The following is a 15760-nucleotide window of genomic DNA, read 5'->3' on the forward strand; positions in this document are numbered from 1 at the left end:
GATCTGCGGATCTCCCTTTTTTGTGGCGGCGCGTTAATAGTCTGTGCGCCTGCCGGCTCCTTGGCTAAACTGCCGAATCATTAGCCGAAAAGCCGCCCATCATGCTTCGTTTACTGTTCTGGATTGTCCTGATTTTCGCCGCGGTATGGCTGTGGCGCAAATTCAAGGCGCCCGCCTCGTCTGCTCAATCGCCCCGCGAGCAAGACGCCGCACCGATGGTGCGCTGCGCCCACTGCGGCGTGCATCTGCCCCGCGACCGCGCGCTGAACCTTCAGCAACAATGGTATTGCAGCCAGGCTCATCTTGAGCAAGGCCCGGGTGCCAGTGATCGCTGAGGCCGCCAACGCCGACCGTAAACAGGCACAGCGCCTGCTGCGCCTTTATCATCTTTACCGTTTGAGTGTCGGCATCACACTGGTGCTGCTGATCTCCAGCAATATGGACAATCGCCTGCTGACGTCGGCCGACGACGATCTGCTGCGCAGTGGCAGCTGGTTGTATCTGGTGCTGAACATCCTGCTGGTGGTGTTTCTGGAAAATACCCGGCGGCCCTCGCAGCTGTTCAGTCTGGCGCTGGTGGATGTGCTGCTGTTGTGCGGTTTGTTCTACGCGGCGGGCGGGGTGGCCAGCGCGATCGGCAACCTGCTGATTGTCTCGGTGGCGATCAGCAACACCTTGTTGCGCCGGCGCATTGGCCTGCTGATCGCCGCCATCGGCGCACTTGGCATTGTCGGCTCAAGCTTCCTGCTGAGCTTGAGCCATCCCCTGAGCGCCAATGACTATCTGCAAGCCGGAACCTTGGGCGCCTTGTGTTTTGCCGCATCGCTGCTGGTCCAGGGCCTGATCCGGCGCCTGGAAGTCAGCGAAAATCTCGCCGAACAGCGCGCCAGCGAAGTCACCAGCCTTGAAGCCCTCAACGCTCTGATTCTGCAACGCATGCGTACCGGCATTCTGGTGCTCGACGAGCAGCGCCGGGTCCAGCTGGCCAACCACAGTGCGAAGACGCTGTTGGCCCAGTCGCATCTTGAAGGCCATTTGATCAGCGACTATTCGCCGGCATTGGTCGAGCGCCTGCAACTGTGGCTGAGCAACCCGACCCTGCGCCCGCAGAGTCTGAAGATTCCCGGCAACGGCCTGGAACTGCAACCGAACTTCATCGCCCTCGATCAGAGCCCCAACCAGCAAACCCTGGTGTTCCTCGAAGATCTGGCGCAAGTCGCGCAGCAGGCCCAGCAACTCAAGCTCGCCGCGCTCGGGCGCCTGACCGCCGGCATCTCCCATGAAATCCGCAATCCACTGGGCGCCATCAGTCACGCCGCGCAGCTGCTGGGCGAGTCCGAGGAACTCGATGGTGCGGATCGGCGTCTGACGCAGATCATTCAAGACCACTCCCAGCGCATGAACCGAGTCATCGAAAACGTCCTGCAACTGTCGCGCCGCCAGCAGAGCGCCCCTCAGCGCCTGGATCTCAAGCCATGGCTGGAGCACTTCGTTGCCGAGAGCCGCGAACAGGCGAGCGAGCGGCAGTCGATTCATTTGCGGATCAATTCCGGGGACTTCATCACGTTGATGGATCCGGATCAGCTCACGCAGATTCTCGACAATCTGTTACGTAACGGCTGGCGCCACAGCGCCCTGCTGCACGAGCAGGCCGAGGTCTGGCTGGCGCTGCTCATCGACCCCGAGAGCCAGCTGGCGGTGCTTGAAGTCCAGGACAATGGCCCCGGTGTACCACTGGATCAACAACCGCATCTGTTCGAACCCTTCTTCACCACCAGCAGCCAGGGCACCGGCCTTGGGCTTTATCTGTCCCGTGAGCTGTGCGAAAGCAACCAGGCGCGCCTAGACTTCAAACCACGCCAAGGCGGCGGCTGCTTTCGCATCACCTTTGCTCACGGACGGAAACAAAGTTGAACACGAGCCCACGGCAAAAAATCCTCATCGTCGACGACGAGCCGGATATCCGCGAACTCCTGGAAATCACCCTGGGACGGATGAAACTCGACACCTTCAGTGCTCGCAACCTCGGCGAAGCCCAGGCGCTGTTGCAACGCAATGCGTTCGACCTGTGCCTGACCGACATGCGCCTGCCCGACGGCACGGGGCTGGACCTGGTGCAGCACATTCAGCAACGTCATCCACAACTGCCGGTGGCGATGATCACCGCGTATGGAAGTCTGGAAACCGCGATCAACGCGTTGAAGGCTGGCGCCTTCGACTTCCTCACCAAGCCGGTTGATCTGACGCGCTTGCGCGAACTGGTCAGCACCGCGTTGCGCATGCCGGCGGTGGGCGGCGCCGGCACGTCGATAGATCGGCGCCTGCTCGGCGACTCGCTGCCCATGCGCGATCTGCGCAAACAGATCGACAAGCTGGCGCGCAGTCAGGCGCCGGTCTACATCAGCGGAGAGTCGGGCAGCGGCAAAGAACTGGTCGCACGGCTGATCCACGAACAGGGACCGCGCGCCAGCAAGCCATTTGTGCCGGTCAATTGCGGGGCGATTCCGTCCGAGCTGATGGAAAGCGAGTTTTTCGGCCATCGCAAGGGCAGCTTCACCGGCGCGGTCGAGGACAAGCCCGGGCTGTTCCAGGCCGCGCACGGCGGCACCCTGTTTCTCGACGAGGTGGCGGACCTGCCGCTGGCGATGCAGGTCAAACTGCTGCGGGCGATTCAAGAGAAAGCCGTGCGCAGTGTCGGCGGGCAGCAGGAAGCGGTGGTCGATGTGCGCATTCTCTGTGCTACCCACAAGGATCTCGAGGCCGAGGTCGCCGCCGGGCGCTTTCGCCAGGACCTGTATTACCGCTTGAACGTGATCGAACTGCGCGTGCCGTCCCTGCGCGAACGGCGCGATGACATTCAGGTATTGGCTGCGCACATGCTCCAGCGTCTGGCGGCAGGCAGCGGTCGAGCGGCGGCCCGCCTGCACCCACAGGCGCTTGAGGCGCTGAAGAGTTACCGCTTCCCGGGGAATGTGCGAGAGCTGGAAAACGTCCTCGAACGGGCGCACACGCTGTGTGAAAACCAGTTGATAGAGGCGGCAGACTTACGCCTCAGCGAAGGTAATTGCGCGGTCGAGGGCGGCATCGCCGATCTTACCCGGATCGACAACCTTGAGGATTATCTGGAGAACGTCGAGCGCAAGCTGATCCTGCAGGCGTTGGAGGAAACCCGCTGGAATCGCACGGCAGCGGCGCAGCGCTTGAGTCTGTCATTTCGCTCGATGCGCTATCGGCTGAAGAAACTCGGTCTGGATTGAGGGCCCTTCGCGAGCAGGCTCGCTCCCACATTGGATTTTGTGACCGACAAAGATCAACGGTGGGAGCGAGCCTGCTCGCGAAAGCGATCTGCCAGGCTACAGAAAATATCAGACTAAATACGACCTTCAGGCGCATACGGCGCCGGATCGATAATCGGCGTACGCCCGAGCATCACATCGGCAAACAACTGACACGACGCCGGCGCCAGCACCAGGCCGTTGCGGTAATGCCCGCAGTTCAGCCACAAACCGTCAAACCCCGGCACCCGGCCGATATACGGAATACCCTCCGGCGAGCCCGGGCGCAAACCGGCCCAATGCCCCACCACTTCGGCCTCCGCCAGCGCCGGCAGCAACTCGACTGCCGAAGCCTTGAGGCTCTCCAGCGCGACCTCGGTCGGGGTCTTGTCGAAGCCTTCGTGCTCCAGCGTGCTGCCGATCAGAATGTGCCCGTCGCGACGCGGAATCGCATAACGTCCCTTGGCCAGCACCATGCTCGGCAGGAAATCCGCTGCACACTTGTAGAGAATCATCTGGCCCTTGACCGGCTCGACCGGGAGCGTCAGATCCAATGTCTTGAGCAGATCACCGCTCCATGCCCCGGCCGTCAGCACGATCTGCTCGCCGCGGATCAGGCCCTTGGACGTCTCGACGCCACTCACTCGCTCGCCTTCGCGAACAAACCCGCTGACTTCGCATTGCTCGTGAATCGTCACGTTCGGCAGCGCCAGCAACGCCGCTTTCAGCGACTTCACCAGCCGTGGGTTTCTGACGTTGGCCACATCGGCCATGTAGATCGCCCGGGCGAACCCGCCACCCAGCACCGGCACCGCGTCGTGCACCGCCGAGATATCCACAGCCCGCAGCGGACGGTTTTCCCGCTCAGCCCAGGCCAGTGCTTCGGTTTCATCTTCAAGATCCAGCCAGTACAGGCCGGTGGTGTGCACTTCGGGATCAACTCCGGTATCGGCAAGCAGCCGCTCGCCCAGCTGTGGATAAAAATCCTGCGACCAATGCGCCAGCGCAGTGACGGCCGGGCTGTAGCGCCACGGGTACAGCGGGGAAACGATGCCGCCACCGGCCCAGGACGATTCCTGGCCGACGTTCGAGCGATCCAGCAGCACCACGCTGCGCACTTCGGAGGCGAGGTTGTAGGCGGTCAGCAGGCCAATCACCCCGCCACCGACAATCACCACTTGCTGTTGCCTGGTCATGTTTGATCCAACCGTAATAAAGACAGCGGGCGCAAAGAGGCGCCCGTAAGAAGTTACCTCAGCGGCCCCAGCAATCCTTGGTGGTCAGCCCGGTGGTAGCGTTGTTCATGCTTCTGACGCCGGTGTTGGTCAGGGTGAAATCCCCGCACTTGTCGGTCGCCATGGTCGTACCGGCCTTGCGGGTGGCGGTCAGCAGGAAGGTCTGGTCAGCGATCGTCGGGGTGATGGTGTAGAAATCATTGCCCGTGCTCAGACCGGTGATGCCGGTGTAGACGTTGTTTTTGGTGTAGAAGCGCTCGAGGATCTGCGCCTGTTCCGAAAGCAGCGACACCACTTCGGCGCGCCGGCCCTTTTTCAGGTACTCGGTGTAGCTCGGTGCGGCGATGGTGATGATGATCCCGATGATCGCAATCACGATCATGATTTCGATCAGGGTGAAGCCCCGGTTGAATCTGCGCATGCCTCAATCTCTCACTTACTGTATTTGTCGCCACATGATACGACGGCTGCCGCCACCGGGTTTTTCCACCAGCGTGGTCACGGTGCCACTGGAATCGTTGACGAGCTTGCGAGTCCCGCCGTTGACGATGGCGTTCAGGGTCGGAATCCCGCCGGTGAACACCACGCCACTGGAGATCGTGTCGTTGCTGTCGACCACGCCATCGGAACTGGTGTCGAGCACCGCGTAGTTGAGCATCTTACCGCTGAACGCATCGAGTTCGACCAGTTTGCCGGTACCGAAACTGGCACAAGGGTCCGTGGTGTCGACACTGGCGGTGGTAAACACGATGCGTCCGAGCACCAGACTGGCCTGATTGATCACCCGCTCGCCAGTCAGCACATTGTTGTACACCAAAGGCAGATACCAGCCCTTCTCCCCCGGATAGGTCGTGTCGTTCTGGCTGGTAGTGATGAACTGCCCGGTGCTGCCGGAGAACACGCCGGTCACCGCCTGCGCCTGCAGACTGCTGACCGTCAACTGTCCGGAACTGCCGTCGGCATCCCACACCGAGTAGAACGCCTGCAAATCCTTGTTGGTCTTGTCGGCGGTCTCGTTGAATTTGCCGGTGCCGACGAAGATCTGTTTGCCCCCCAGCGAATTGTCCGCCAGCAGCGGCTGCGCGGTGATCGGCTGAGTCGCACCGCCCGCCGTGGTGAACAGTGGTTTGCCGGAAAACGCCACGCCCCAGCTGTCGGTCGACGTCGCGCTCAGATCGAATTTCCACAGGCGCCCTTTCAAATCACCGCCATAGGCGGCCTGCACCACGTTCGAAGAATTGACCTTGAGCTTGACCGACGACAGACCATTGGTGGTCTCGGTGCTGTCGATGACGATCTTCCTGATCAACGAACCGTCACGCACATCCAGCACATACAACGCCGCCACTCCGGAGTTGCTGCCATAACCATTGGCAATGAACGCCGCCCAGCGACCGTCGGCCAAGCGTGCCACTTCCGGCCGCGCGTAGGCATAACCCAGATCATTAAATGCGTTGGCTGTGTTCGCTGTGGCGGGTGCGCTGACTTCCCACAAGGCATTGAGCACATTGCCCGCAGACGCGTCGAACAGTTGCAGCGCGTAGAAAGTCTTGCCGCCAGCACCGGTGCCGCCGATGGCCAGGGTTTTCCAGGCGCTGTTGATTTGCGCGTCATACACACCGACCTGACCGTCCACCAGAAACTTGTGGCTGACACCATTGATGTACGCCGGATCGGCAATCAGCCGTAGCGACGACAACACGCTGGACGGCATGTAGGCATAACGTCGAGTGCCGTTGGCCGAGTTGATCACGTTGACGAAGCCGTCGTTGGCATTCACCACCAGACTCGAATTCATGTTCGCTGCTTTGGTGGTCAGGTACGTGGTGTAAGTGGTGTCGCCCGACAGGTCGGAGGCGGTTTTATCACTGGGCGAAGCCAGCACCAGTGGCGAGTTGATGATGTCGCCGAGCAATACGCTGCGCACCTTGAGCCCGGTCTTGTTGGTGCCCTTGCTCCACTCCACCAGATCGCTGCCGCTGATGCCGGTGGGCAGGCTCTGACTGAGCGCCGTCTGTTGGGTCGCGGAAAAGTTGCCGTAGGCCAGCGTCACGGCGGCGTTGCTGCTGGTGTTCCACGATTGATAGGTCGGTGCGGTCGCGCCCGGGACGATAGTGGTATCGGTGGTCCACAGGGCCGCCGAGGTGTTCACCGCGCCCGCCGAAGTGAAGCCGAATGACTTGATCGTGCCACGCCAGTCCTTGGGGTCGTAGCTGGTCTGGAAATAACTGGTGCCACTGGCCAGCGTGGTGCCGCTGGTGACTCCCGCGCCGCCGGAACCGGCCTTGGAGGTGATATCGCTCAACGCCGAAGACAATGCGGTGTTGAGACCGGTGCTGTCGGTCGCCTGGTAATAGCGGCCCTGTCCGTAGCTGGCAGCGTCCGAGAGCATGTCGTTGTCGGCGGTAAAACCGACGGTGTAGGTATTCATGTTCTGCTTGGGAAAATCCACCGCGTTCCAGCTTTTGCCGGCAGCGTCGGTCCCCGTCGAACGCATGTCGATGTCGAAGGCGAATTTGGCAATGTCATCCAGATACAGAGTGTCACCCTCGTTATCGCCATTGAGGTTGTTGCCGTCATTGTTGATGCCGTCCCAGTTCGGCAGACGACTGCCACCCAAAGGATCATTGCTCGGGAAGGTGCGGTCGTAAGTCGGCAAACCGTCGGTGATGACCACGCCGTAGTTTTTCTGGCAGCGGTACTGGATCGGACTGGTGTAAGTCGTCGGCGTGCTGTTGTAGTACGGCGCCATGCCGCGCATGTAGCGGGTGATTTCGTAGTAGGTTTCCGCGAGCGGCGTGTTGGCCACGGCACCTAAAGCGTTAATCGAGGAAATCAGCGCGTTGTAGTTGGTGTCGGCCTGCGCCTGGGTCACGCTGCCGGACACCGGAGACAGGTCGCTGATGGCGCGGGCGATGTATCCACCATTCCCGGGATTGTTGTTGGTGACCGGGTTGAAGGTCGACAGGCCCATGCGCAAGTTACGGTTGCTGGTGACCAGGGCGGTGGACACGTTACGCGCAACGTTGATCCGGTAGTCGTTGGGAATCGCCCCGGTGGTGAAGTCGCGGGTGCCGTTGTTGATCGCCAGACTGACCACATAAGAAATGTAATCCCCCGTGTAGCGCGTATTGCCGCCGCCTACCGGATCAGGCAGTTTCAGGCACAGCGGTGCAATGCTGTTGTTGTAGAAGGCGAAGGCGCCGCCGGAACAACCGGATGTCGGCAGGTTCGATAAAAACACCGGATCGCCGGTAATCGCGGGCGCATTCAATGCCGAACACAGGCCAAGGAACGCATTGCACTGCCGGGCCGGGGTGCGCGTGACGTTCGGGTCGAATCCTGCCGCGTAAATGATGCTGTTCATACTGCCGGAATCGTCGATCAGCAACATCACGTTGGGCGGCACCGCCGCTGCGCTCAAGAGTGGCGAATCGGACGGCGTGAACGCATACGCCGGCGCCGCCAGATACAAGCCCAGCAGCATGCCCGTCAACAGTGTCCGGCAGCGCTCAATACTTCGCATAGACACTCTCCACCACACTGCGCGACGTACCGGCAATGCCGACTGCCGTAACCCGATACAGGGTCGCTGACGTGTTGCTCGGCACGTTGACCGCCGTCAGAGTGGTACCGATGTTCTGTACACCATAAAAGCCGTTACCGGCTGCGACCCACGTTACGCCGGAAGTCGAATTGAGCCCCGCCGCACTGACCACCGAGGACTCTGCTGGCGGCGCACACTGCGTGGTATTGGCACACACCGCCAGCGAGTAACTGTCGAGCTGCACCGCACTCTCGCCGATACGCAGCGCAGCCTCGGCGGTCTGGAACGACTGATTGCGCAGGCTGACGCTGCCGGCCATTTTCTCCTGCAGGTTGGCGCTCTGCATCGAGGACAGCCCGATCAAGGTCAACAGCAACAGGAACACCAGACTGACCAGCAGCGCCATTCCGCGCTGGTTTTGCCGCTGGTTGAATGCAACGTTCATCAGCCCGGCCCTCACTGCAAGCGGTTGCGCAACGCGGCAACCACGTTGAAGGTTTGATTGGCCACCCGATTGTTCGGGTCGGTGAGGGTCAGGCTCAGGCGCACACTGCGAATACGCGCCGGATCGCTGGGGTTGGCGCTGTAGGAGGAAGCCGCGACGTCGGTGGCGGACGCGGCCAGGCCGAAGGTCACATTAAAGGCACTGACGTTATTCACCAGGACCTGTTGGGTCGGGGTGCCGCTGCCGGTGCCCATGAGAATCTGGTTGTTGCTGAAGCTGTAGATCAAGCGGCGGATCGGAAAAGCGATCTGCCCGCTCGCCGCCGCCCGCAACCCGGTATAGGCCGTGGCGCTGTTGCGGCAATCGGAGAGCACCGTCCAGGTCGGTGTGCCGCCACTGCCGCCAACATCGGCGGTGACCAGGGTCAGCTTGAGGTTGCTGTTGTCCCAGTTGATCGGCGTAACCTGCGCCGCGTAGAAATCCCCTGCCGAACTCGCGTCAGTAATCGTGCCCAGGCAGCCAAACATGCCGACCATGCGCAGTTCCTGGATCATCTTGCTCAGGACAAAACGCGCGTCTTCCTGCATCGCAGCGGCGGTGTTCTGGCTGACGTAAGTGTTTTTGGCTGCAAGGAACGTCTGCACCACCCCCAGTACGATGATCAGCCCAAGCGCCAACGCGATGAGCATTTCGATCAGGCCGAACCCCCGCTGATCATGCTTCATGGCGTGGCCACCGGGTCGACCGTGGCGCGACTGGTCAGGACGAAGCTGCGTGTGGTGCCGGTGGCATTCGCGGCCCGCGAGTCATTCCAGTTGATGGTGATGGTGTACACCCGCTGATTGAGGGTGATCGTGCCCGTGGCGGTGGGCCCGCCGAAATTGACGATGTTGGTGGTGAAGTCGTAAAGATCCTGATCGCGGGCTACACCGAGATTGCCCGAGGTCGGCGGCGTCACCGTGTAGTCGGCGGCAGCGTTGGCGCGGATGCGGTCCATCATGTCGTAGGCGATAAAACTGGCCTGACTGGTCATCCGTGAACTGTCAGTGTATTTCAGCGCATTGAGTTGCACGGCGGCTGCGCCCAATATCCCGACCGTCAGAATCAGCAACGCGACCAGCACTTCGATCAGCGACATGCCTTCCTGTGCCTGTGTGCTCCCTGCCCTCATCCGCAACTTCCACCCGATTGAATTCGTCCGTTCAGACACACGTTCAGCGTCCTGCTTTGCGTTCCCAGCACGTAACTGATGACCACCGCTGTCGACGGCGCCGCCAGGCCACCCAGATTATTGAAATCCAGTGCGGACACTCCTGAGGGTAGCGTCAGAGTCGCGCCGCTGCTCATCGCTGGAACAACCCGCAATACATTGGCCGCAGTGCCAGTACCGTCGTAGACCGACAATTCGCCGGTCCACACGCTGCCGCCGGCGCTCGGGCGCAAGCGTGTGGTCACGCCGCGATCAATCGCCTCCAGCCGCGCGAAGTTGATGGCACGCTGCAGGTCGCCCATTTCCGTATCGGCCTTGCTGCTCTGGATCGAGCGGGTGAAACCCGGCACCGCCAGGGTGATGAGGATCACCAACACGGCGACCGCAGCCAACAACTCGGGCAGCGTGAAACCTTTTGTACGATGATCCATCGATGCCCTCCGTTGCCGTCGGCTATACCTGCTTCTACAAACTAGAACATTCAACCGGCCTGCGTCGGTTGATTTGCCCTGCGCGGCGAAAAGGATCGTGCCGGGCTTCATGCTCCACGGAGGGAGTCGTCATGCCGCAACAGGGTTTCAGCCTGATCGAATTGCTTATGGGACTGGCGATTGGCGCAATTGTTCTGTCACTGGTCAGTCCGGCGTTCGCCGCGTTCACCGAGGCGACTCATCGCGAGCAGGCAGCGCGGTCGCTGCTCGAGGGCATTCGCAACGCCCGCACCCTGGCCATCACCCGCAATCAGAGTGTGGTAATCCATGGCATCGGTGGCGACTGGAGTCAGGGCTGGCGGATCATCCTGGATCTCAACGGCAAGGGGCCGCAGGACAGCAGCAATCCGCTGCTGGTGGAACAGGCGAGTGACGGACGAATACCGATCGTCGGCAATTGGGCGGTCAGTCGTTATGTGCGTTTCAGCAGTCTGGGACAACCGCTGATGCCCGGGCGGGCGTTTCAGGCGGGGACGCTACATATCTGCTCGGCACGCAAGCCGGTCAGCCAGCTCCAGGTGGTGCTGGCGGCAACCGGTCGGGTGCGCCTGACCAGCGCAAAGGCTGAGCAGGCGCTGTGCCTGAAGACGAAGAACGTCAGATCGAGCGGACGCGCAGCTCTTTCGGCATCGAGAAGGTGATGTTCTCTTCGCGGCCGGCCAGCTCATCGGCACCCGTCGCGCCCCAGGCCTGCAACTGCTGGATCACGCCGCGAACCAACACTTCCGGCGCGGAGGCTCCGGCGGTGATGCCGATGCGCTCAACGCCATCGAACCAGCGTTTCTGCAGGTCTTCGGCGCCGTCGATCAGGTAGGCCGGCGTGGCCATGCGTTCGGCCAGTTCACGCAGGCGATTGGAGTTGGAGCTGTTCGGGCTGCCCACCACCAATACCACGTCACATTCGTCGGCCAGTTGCTTGACCGCGTCCTGACGGTTTTGCGTGGCGTAGCAGATGTCGTCCTTGCGCGGACCACCGATGGCCGGGAAACGTGTGCGCAGGGCATCGATCACGCGACTGGTGTCGTCCATCGACAGGGTGGTCTGGGTCACGAACGCCAGTTTTTCCGGGTTACGCACCTGCAGTTCGGCCACGTCTTTTTCGTCTTCGACGAGGTAGATCGCGCCGCCATTGCTGGCGTCGTACTGGCCCATGGTGCCTTCGACTTCCGGGTGGCCGGCGTGGCCGATCAGGATGCATTCACGACCGTCGCGGCTGTATTTGGCGACTTCGATGTGCACCTTGGTCACTAGCGGGCATGTAGCGTCGAATACCTTCAGGCCACGGCCGGCGGCTTCATTGCGCACGGTCTGGGAAACGCCGTGGGCACTGAAGATCACGATGACGTCGTCCGGCACTTGATCCAGTTCTTCGACGAAGATCGCGCCACGGTTGCGCAGGTCTTCGACGACGAACTTGTTGTGCACCACTTCATGACGCACATAGATCGGCGGCCCGAAGACTTCCAGGGCGCGGTTGACGATTTCGATCGCCCGGTCCACGCCGGCGCAGAAGCCACGGGGGTTGGCGAGTTTGATTTGCATGCTGTGCCTCGTGTCTTGCGCGCAAGAAATAGCGAAAACGGTTGAAAACATTGTGGGAGCGAGCCTGTTGTGGCGAGGGGATTTATCCCCGATCGATTGCGAAGCAATCGTCAAAACAGTCAACGCTTTCCGGCTCTGGATCGCGGTGATCGGATTCGGGGGCGCTTCGCACCCCATCGGGGATAAATCCCCTCACCACAAAAGCCCACTCCCACAGTGGTTCTGCTGTGTACTCAGATCGCTTTGACGTTGATGATCTCGACGTCAAAGGTCAGCGTCTTGCCTGAGAGCGGATGGTTGAAGTCGATGGTCACCTGCGCGTCGTCGAACGCTTTCACCACACCCGGCAACTCAGTATTGGCCGCATCATTGAAGATCACCAGCAAACCCGGCGACAGTTCCATGTCGACGAACTGCGAACGCGGAATGATCTGTACGTTTTGCGGGTTCGGCTGGCCGAAGGCGTTTTCCGGCTCGACGGTCAGCGTACGCTTGTCGCCGGCCTTGAAGCCGAACAATGCCGCTTCGAAACCCGGCAGCAGGTTGCCGTCGCCGACCTTGAAAGTCGCCGGGGCTTTGTCGAATGTGCTGTCGACCGTGTCGCCGTTCTCCAGGCGCAATGCAAAGTGCAAAGTGACTTCCGTGTTCTGGCCGATGCGTTGCTCAGCCAATACCTGTTCAGTCATGAACGGCTTCTCCGGTTTTCTTACTTTTGAACATGTCCAGTGCCAGCATCACCGCACCGACGGTGATGGCGCTGTCGGCGAAATTGAACGCCGGGAAGTACCAGCGGTTTTGCCAGTGCACCAGAATGAAGTCGATCACATGGCCCAGGGCAATGCGGTCATACAGATTGCCCAGCGCGCCACCCAGCACCAGCGCCAAGGCGACGGCCAGCCAGGTATCGTTGCGGCCCAGACGCTTGAGCCAGACCACCAGCACCGCACTGACCACGATCGCGATCAAGGCGAACAGCCAGCGCTGCCAGCCGGAGCTGTCAGCCAGGAAGCTGAACGCCGCGCCGGTGTTGTAGGCCAGGGTCCAGCTGAAGTAATCGGGAATGATCACGATCTGCTGGAACATTTCGAGCTTGCCTTCGAAGTAGAACTTGCTGGCCTGGTCGATGACCAGAACCAGCAAGCTCAACCAGAGCCAGCCCAACCGTCCGAAACGGCCAACGGCGTTAGGCATAGTGACGAACCTCGCCGGCGCCATCGATGTTGTCCACGCAACGGCCGCAGATTTCCGGATGCTCCGGGTTCACGCCGACGTCTTCACGGCAGTGCCAGCAACGGGCGCATTTCGGGAAGGCCGATTTGACGATCTTCAGTTTCAAGCCGCTGACTTCGGTGGCTACCGCGTCCGCAGGAGCCTGAACGAAAGGTGCCACGCTGGCAGTCGAGGTGATCAGGACAAAGCGCAGTTCGTTGCTCAGCTTCGCCAGGTCGGCGCTCAGCGCGTCTTCGGCGAACAGCGTCACTTCGGCTTGCAGGTTGCCACCGACGGCTTTGGCCGCACGCTGGATTTCCATCTCTTTGTTGACCGCTACCTTCACTTCCATGATGCGATCCCAGTACGCGCGACCCAGCTCGAAGCCTTCCGGCAGTTCGGTCAGACCTTCGTACCAGGTGTTGAGCATCACCGATTCGTTGCGCTCGCCTGGCAGGTACTGCCACAGCTCGTCGGCGGTGAACGCGAGGATCGGCGCGATCCAGCGCACCAGCGCTTCGGAGATGTGGAACAGCGCGGTCTGGCACGAGCGGCGTGCCTTGCTGTCGGCGCCGGTGGTGTACTGGCGGTCCTTGATGATGTCGAGGTAGAAACCACCCAGCTCCTGCACGCAGAAGTTGTGGATCTTCGAGTAAACGTTCCAGAAACGGTATTCGCCGTAGTGCTCTTGCAATTCGCGTTGCAGCAGCAGCGTGCGATCCACCGCCCAGCGATCCAGTGCGAGCATGTCTTCAGCCGGCAGCAGGTCGGTGGCCGGGTTGAAACCGGTCAGGTTGGAAAGCAGGAAGCGCGCGGTGTTACGGATGCGACGATAGGCGTCCGCGCTGCGCTGCAGGATCTGCTCGGACACGGCCATTTCGCCGGAGTAGTCGGTCGACGCGACCCACAGACGCATGATGTCGGCGCCCAGGGTGTCGTTGACTTTCTGCGGCGCGATCACGTTGCCCAGCGATTTGGACATCTTGCGCCCGGACTCATCGACGGTGAAGCCGTGGGTCAGCAGTTCGCGGTACGGCGCGTGGTTGTCGATGGCGCAACCGGTCAACAGCGACGAGTGGAACCAGCCGCGGTGCTGGTCGGAACCTTCCAGGTACAGGTCGGCACGCGGGCCGGTCTCGTGGCCCATCGGGTGCGAACCGCGCAGCACGTGCCAATGCGTGGTGCCCGAGTCGAACCAGACGTCGAGGGTGTCGCTGATCTTGTCGTATTGCGGGGCTTCATCGCCCAGCAGTTCGGCAGCGTCGAGTTTGAACCAGGCTTCGATGCCTTCGACTTCGACGCGCTTGGCGACTTCTTCCATCAGTTCGACGGTGCGTGGGTGCAGCTCGCCGCTTTCCTTGTTGAGGAAGAACGGGATCGGCACGCCCCAGTTGCGCTGACGGGAGATGCACCAGTCCGGACGGTTGGCGATCATCGAGTGCAGGCGCGCCTGGCCCCAGGCCGGCACGAACTTGGTGTCTTCGATGGCCTTGAGCGAGCGTGCGCGCAAGGTGTCGCCGCTGACTGGTTCTTTGTCCATGCCGATGAACCACTGCGCGGTGGCGCGGTAGATCAGCGGGGTCTTGTGGCGCCAGCAGTGCATGTAGCTGTGTTCGATGACGGTGGTGTGCAGCAGCGCACCGACTTCGGTCAGTTTTTCGACGATGGCCGGGTTGGCCTTCCAGATGAACTGGCCGCCGAAGAATTCCAGCGACGGCACGTACACGCCGTTGCTTTGCACCGGGTTGAGGATGTCATCGTTGACCATGCCGTATTTCTTGCAGGTCACGAAGTCGTCCACACCGTAGGCCGGAGCGGAGTGAACCACGCCGGTGCCGGCGCCCAGTTCGACGTAGTCGGCCAGGTACACCGGCGACAGGCGGTCGTAGAACGGGTGGCGGAAGTTGATCAGTTCCAGCTCTTTACCGGTGGTGGTCGCGATGACCGAGCCTTCAACGCCGTAACGCGACAAGCAGGACTCAACCAGCTCTTCAGCCAGGACTAGCAGCTTGTCGCCGATATCAACCAGCGCGTAGTTGAATTCCGGGTGAACGTTCAGTGCCTGGTTGGCCGGGATGGTCCACGGGGTGGTGGTCCAGATCACGATCGAAGCGGGTTTGCTCAGCGATGGAAGACCGAACGCGGCGGCCAGTTTGGCTTCGTCGGCGATCGGGAAGGCCACGTCGATGGTCGAGGACTTCTTGTTCTCGTACTCGACTTCGGCTTCGGCCAGGGCCGAACCGCAATCGAAGCACCAGTTCACCGGCTTGAGGCCCTTGAACACGAAACCGCCCTTGACGATTTCGGCGAGGGCGCGGATTTCACCGGCCTCGTTCTTGAAGTCCATGGTTTTGTACGGGTTGGCGAAGTCGCCGAGCACGCCGAGGCGGATGAACTCGGTCTTCTGCCCTTCGATCTGCTCGGTGGCGTAGGCACGGCACAGCTCGCGGGTCTTGTCCGCGCCCAGGTTCTTGCCGTGGGTCACTTCAACCTTGTGCTCGATCGGCAGGCCATGGCAGTCCCAACCCGGAACATACGGCGCGTCGAAACCCGACAGGGTTTTCGAGCGGATGATCATGTCCTTGAGAATCTTGTTCAGTGCGTGACCGATGTGGATCGTGCCGTTGGCGTACGGAGGGCCGTCGTGCAGGACGAACTTCGGACGATCCTTGCCAATCTCGCGCAACTTTCCGTACAGGCCAATACTGTCCCAGCGCTGCAGGATCTGCGGTTCGCGCTGTGGCAGGCCGGCCTTCATTGGGAAGGCGGTGTCCGGAAGGTTTAGCGTGGCTTTATAGTCGGTCAT

Annotated in this window: 15 protein-coding genes; 4 read left to right on the top strand and 11 right to left on the bottom strand. The window is 61.3% G+C overall.

All coding sequences use genetic code 11. The annotated features are described in order from the left end of the window. Nucleotides 1-101: 101 nt before the first annotated feature. From ACYZUM_RS21775 to ACYZUM_RS21785, 3 genes are read left to right on the top strand one after another with little or no spacing between them, the layout of a single operon-like run. Nucleotides 102-335, top strand: a complete 234-nt coding sequence (locus tag ACYZUM_RS21775) for a PP0621 family protein (protein WP_027612810.1) — start codon at nucleotides 102-104, stop codon at nucleotides 333-335. Beyond that, a complete protein-coding gene (locus tag ACYZUM_RS21780; RefSeq protein ID WP_108184434.1) occupies nucleotides 325-1914 on the top strand; it encodes a sensor histidine kinase in 1590 nt (529 codons plus the stop codon). Before ACYZUM_RS21775 ends, ACYZUM_RS21780 begins: the two co-directional genes overlap by 11 nt. After that, the gene (locus ACYZUM_RS21785; RefSeq protein ID WP_108183840.1) at nucleotides 1911-3257 is read left to right on the top strand and encodes a sigma-54-dependent transcriptional regulator; all 1347 of its coding nucleotides are present in this window, start codon (nucleotides 1911-1913) and stop codon (nucleotides 3255-3257) included. Before ACYZUM_RS21780 ends, ACYZUM_RS21785 begins: the two co-directional genes overlap by 4 nt. Before the next feature lie 113 nt (nucleotides 3258-3370). Here the strand turns inward: ACYZUM_RS21785 and thiO are convergent, their stop codons facing one another. From thiO to ACYZUM_RS21820, 7 genes are read right to left on the bottom strand one after another with little or no spacing between them, the layout of a single operon-like run. Next, nucleotides 3371-4471 (bottom strand): glycine oxidase ThiO, encoded by a 1101-nt coding sequence (thiO, locus tag ACYZUM_RS21790; RefSeq protein WP_108183841.1) that lies wholly within the window; start codon nucleotides 4469-4471, stop codon nucleotides 3371-3373. A gap of 58 nt (nucleotides 4472-4529) precedes the next feature. Continuing rightward, entirely contained in the window at nucleotides 4530-4931 is a 402-nt protein-coding gene (locus ACYZUM_RS21795) for a type IV pilin protein (RefSeq protein WP_041065326.1), read from the bottom strand. Between the two features lie 15 nt (nucleotides 4932-4946). Continuing rightward, nucleotides 4947-8036 carry a pilus assembly protein gene (locus ACYZUM_RS21800; RefSeq protein ID WP_108183842.1) on the bottom strand — a complete coding sequence of 1030 codons (3090 nt, stop codon included), beginning with the start codon at nucleotides 8034-8036 and terminating at the stop codon, nucleotides 4947-4949. Further along, the gene (locus tag ACYZUM_RS21805; protein WP_108183843.1) at nucleotides 8023-8502 is read right to left on the bottom strand and encodes a pilus assembly PilX family protein; all 480 of its coding nucleotides are present in this window, start codon (nucleotides 8500-8502) and stop codon (nucleotides 8023-8025) included. The genes ACYZUM_RS21800 and ACYZUM_RS21805 overlap by 14 nt, the downstream gene beginning before the upstream one ends. Before the next feature lie 11 nt (nucleotides 8503-8513). Further along, nucleotides 8514-9227, bottom strand: a complete 714-nt coding sequence (locus tag ACYZUM_RS21810) for a PilW family protein (protein ID WP_041065317.1) — start codon at nucleotides 9225-9227, stop codon at nucleotides 8514-8516. Beyond that, nucleotides 9224-9673, bottom strand: a complete 450-nt coding sequence (gene pilV / locus ACYZUM_RS21815) for a type IV pilus modification protein PilV (protein ID WP_041065314.1) — start codon at nucleotides 9671-9673, stop codon at nucleotides 9224-9226. Before pilV ends, ACYZUM_RS21810 begins: the two co-directional genes overlap by 4 nt. Beyond that, complete coding sequence (locus tag ACYZUM_RS21820) at nucleotides 9670-10143, bottom strand: GspH/FimT family pseudopilin (protein WP_041065311.1); 474 nt, start codon at nucleotides 10141-10143, stop codon at nucleotides 9670-9672. Before ACYZUM_RS21820 ends, pilV begins: the two co-directional genes overlap by 4 nt. Nucleotides 10144-10274: 131 nt before the next feature. Between ACYZUM_RS21820 and ACYZUM_RS21825 the strand changes: the two genes are divergently transcribed. Next, nucleotides 10275-10844, top strand: coding sequence for a GspH/FimT family pseudopilin (locus ACYZUM_RS21825; RefSeq protein WP_108183844.1), 570 nt, complete (start codon nucleotides 10275-10277; stop codon nucleotides 10842-10844). On the opposite strand, the gene ispH is transcribed toward ACYZUM_RS21825, so the two are convergent. The 4 genes from ispH to ileS form a co-directional block, all read right to left on the bottom strand. After that, nucleotides 10801-11745 (bottom strand): 4-hydroxy-3-methylbut-2-enyl diphosphate reductase, encoded by a 945-nt coding sequence (ispH, locus tag ACYZUM_RS21830; RefSeq protein WP_108183845.1) that lies wholly within the window; start codon nucleotides 11743-11745, stop codon nucleotides 10801-10803. The genes ACYZUM_RS21825 and ispH overlap by 44 nt on opposite strands. A 233-nt stretch (nucleotides 11746-11978) precedes the next feature. Beyond that, a complete protein-coding gene (fkpB, locus tag ACYZUM_RS21835; protein WP_198758350.1) occupies nucleotides 11979-12416 on the bottom strand; it encodes an FKBP-type peptidyl-prolyl cis-trans isomerase in 438 nt (145 codons plus the stop codon). A 7-nt stretch (nucleotides 12417-12423) separates the two neighbouring features. Further along, nucleotides 12424-12936 (bottom strand): signal peptidase II, encoded by a 513-nt coding sequence (gene lspA / locus ACYZUM_RS21840; protein WP_041065299.1) that lies wholly within the window; start codon nucleotides 12934-12936, stop codon nucleotides 12424-12426. Next, the gene (gene ileS, locus ACYZUM_RS21845; protein ID WP_108183847.1) at nucleotides 12929-15760 is read right to left on the bottom strand and encodes an isoleucine--tRNA ligase; all 2832 of its coding nucleotides are present in this window, start codon (nucleotides 15758-15760) and stop codon (nucleotides 12929-12931) included. The genes lspA and ileS overlap by 8 nt, the downstream gene beginning before the upstream one ends.

The organism is Pseudomonas sp. m6p (assembly GCF_055760375.1).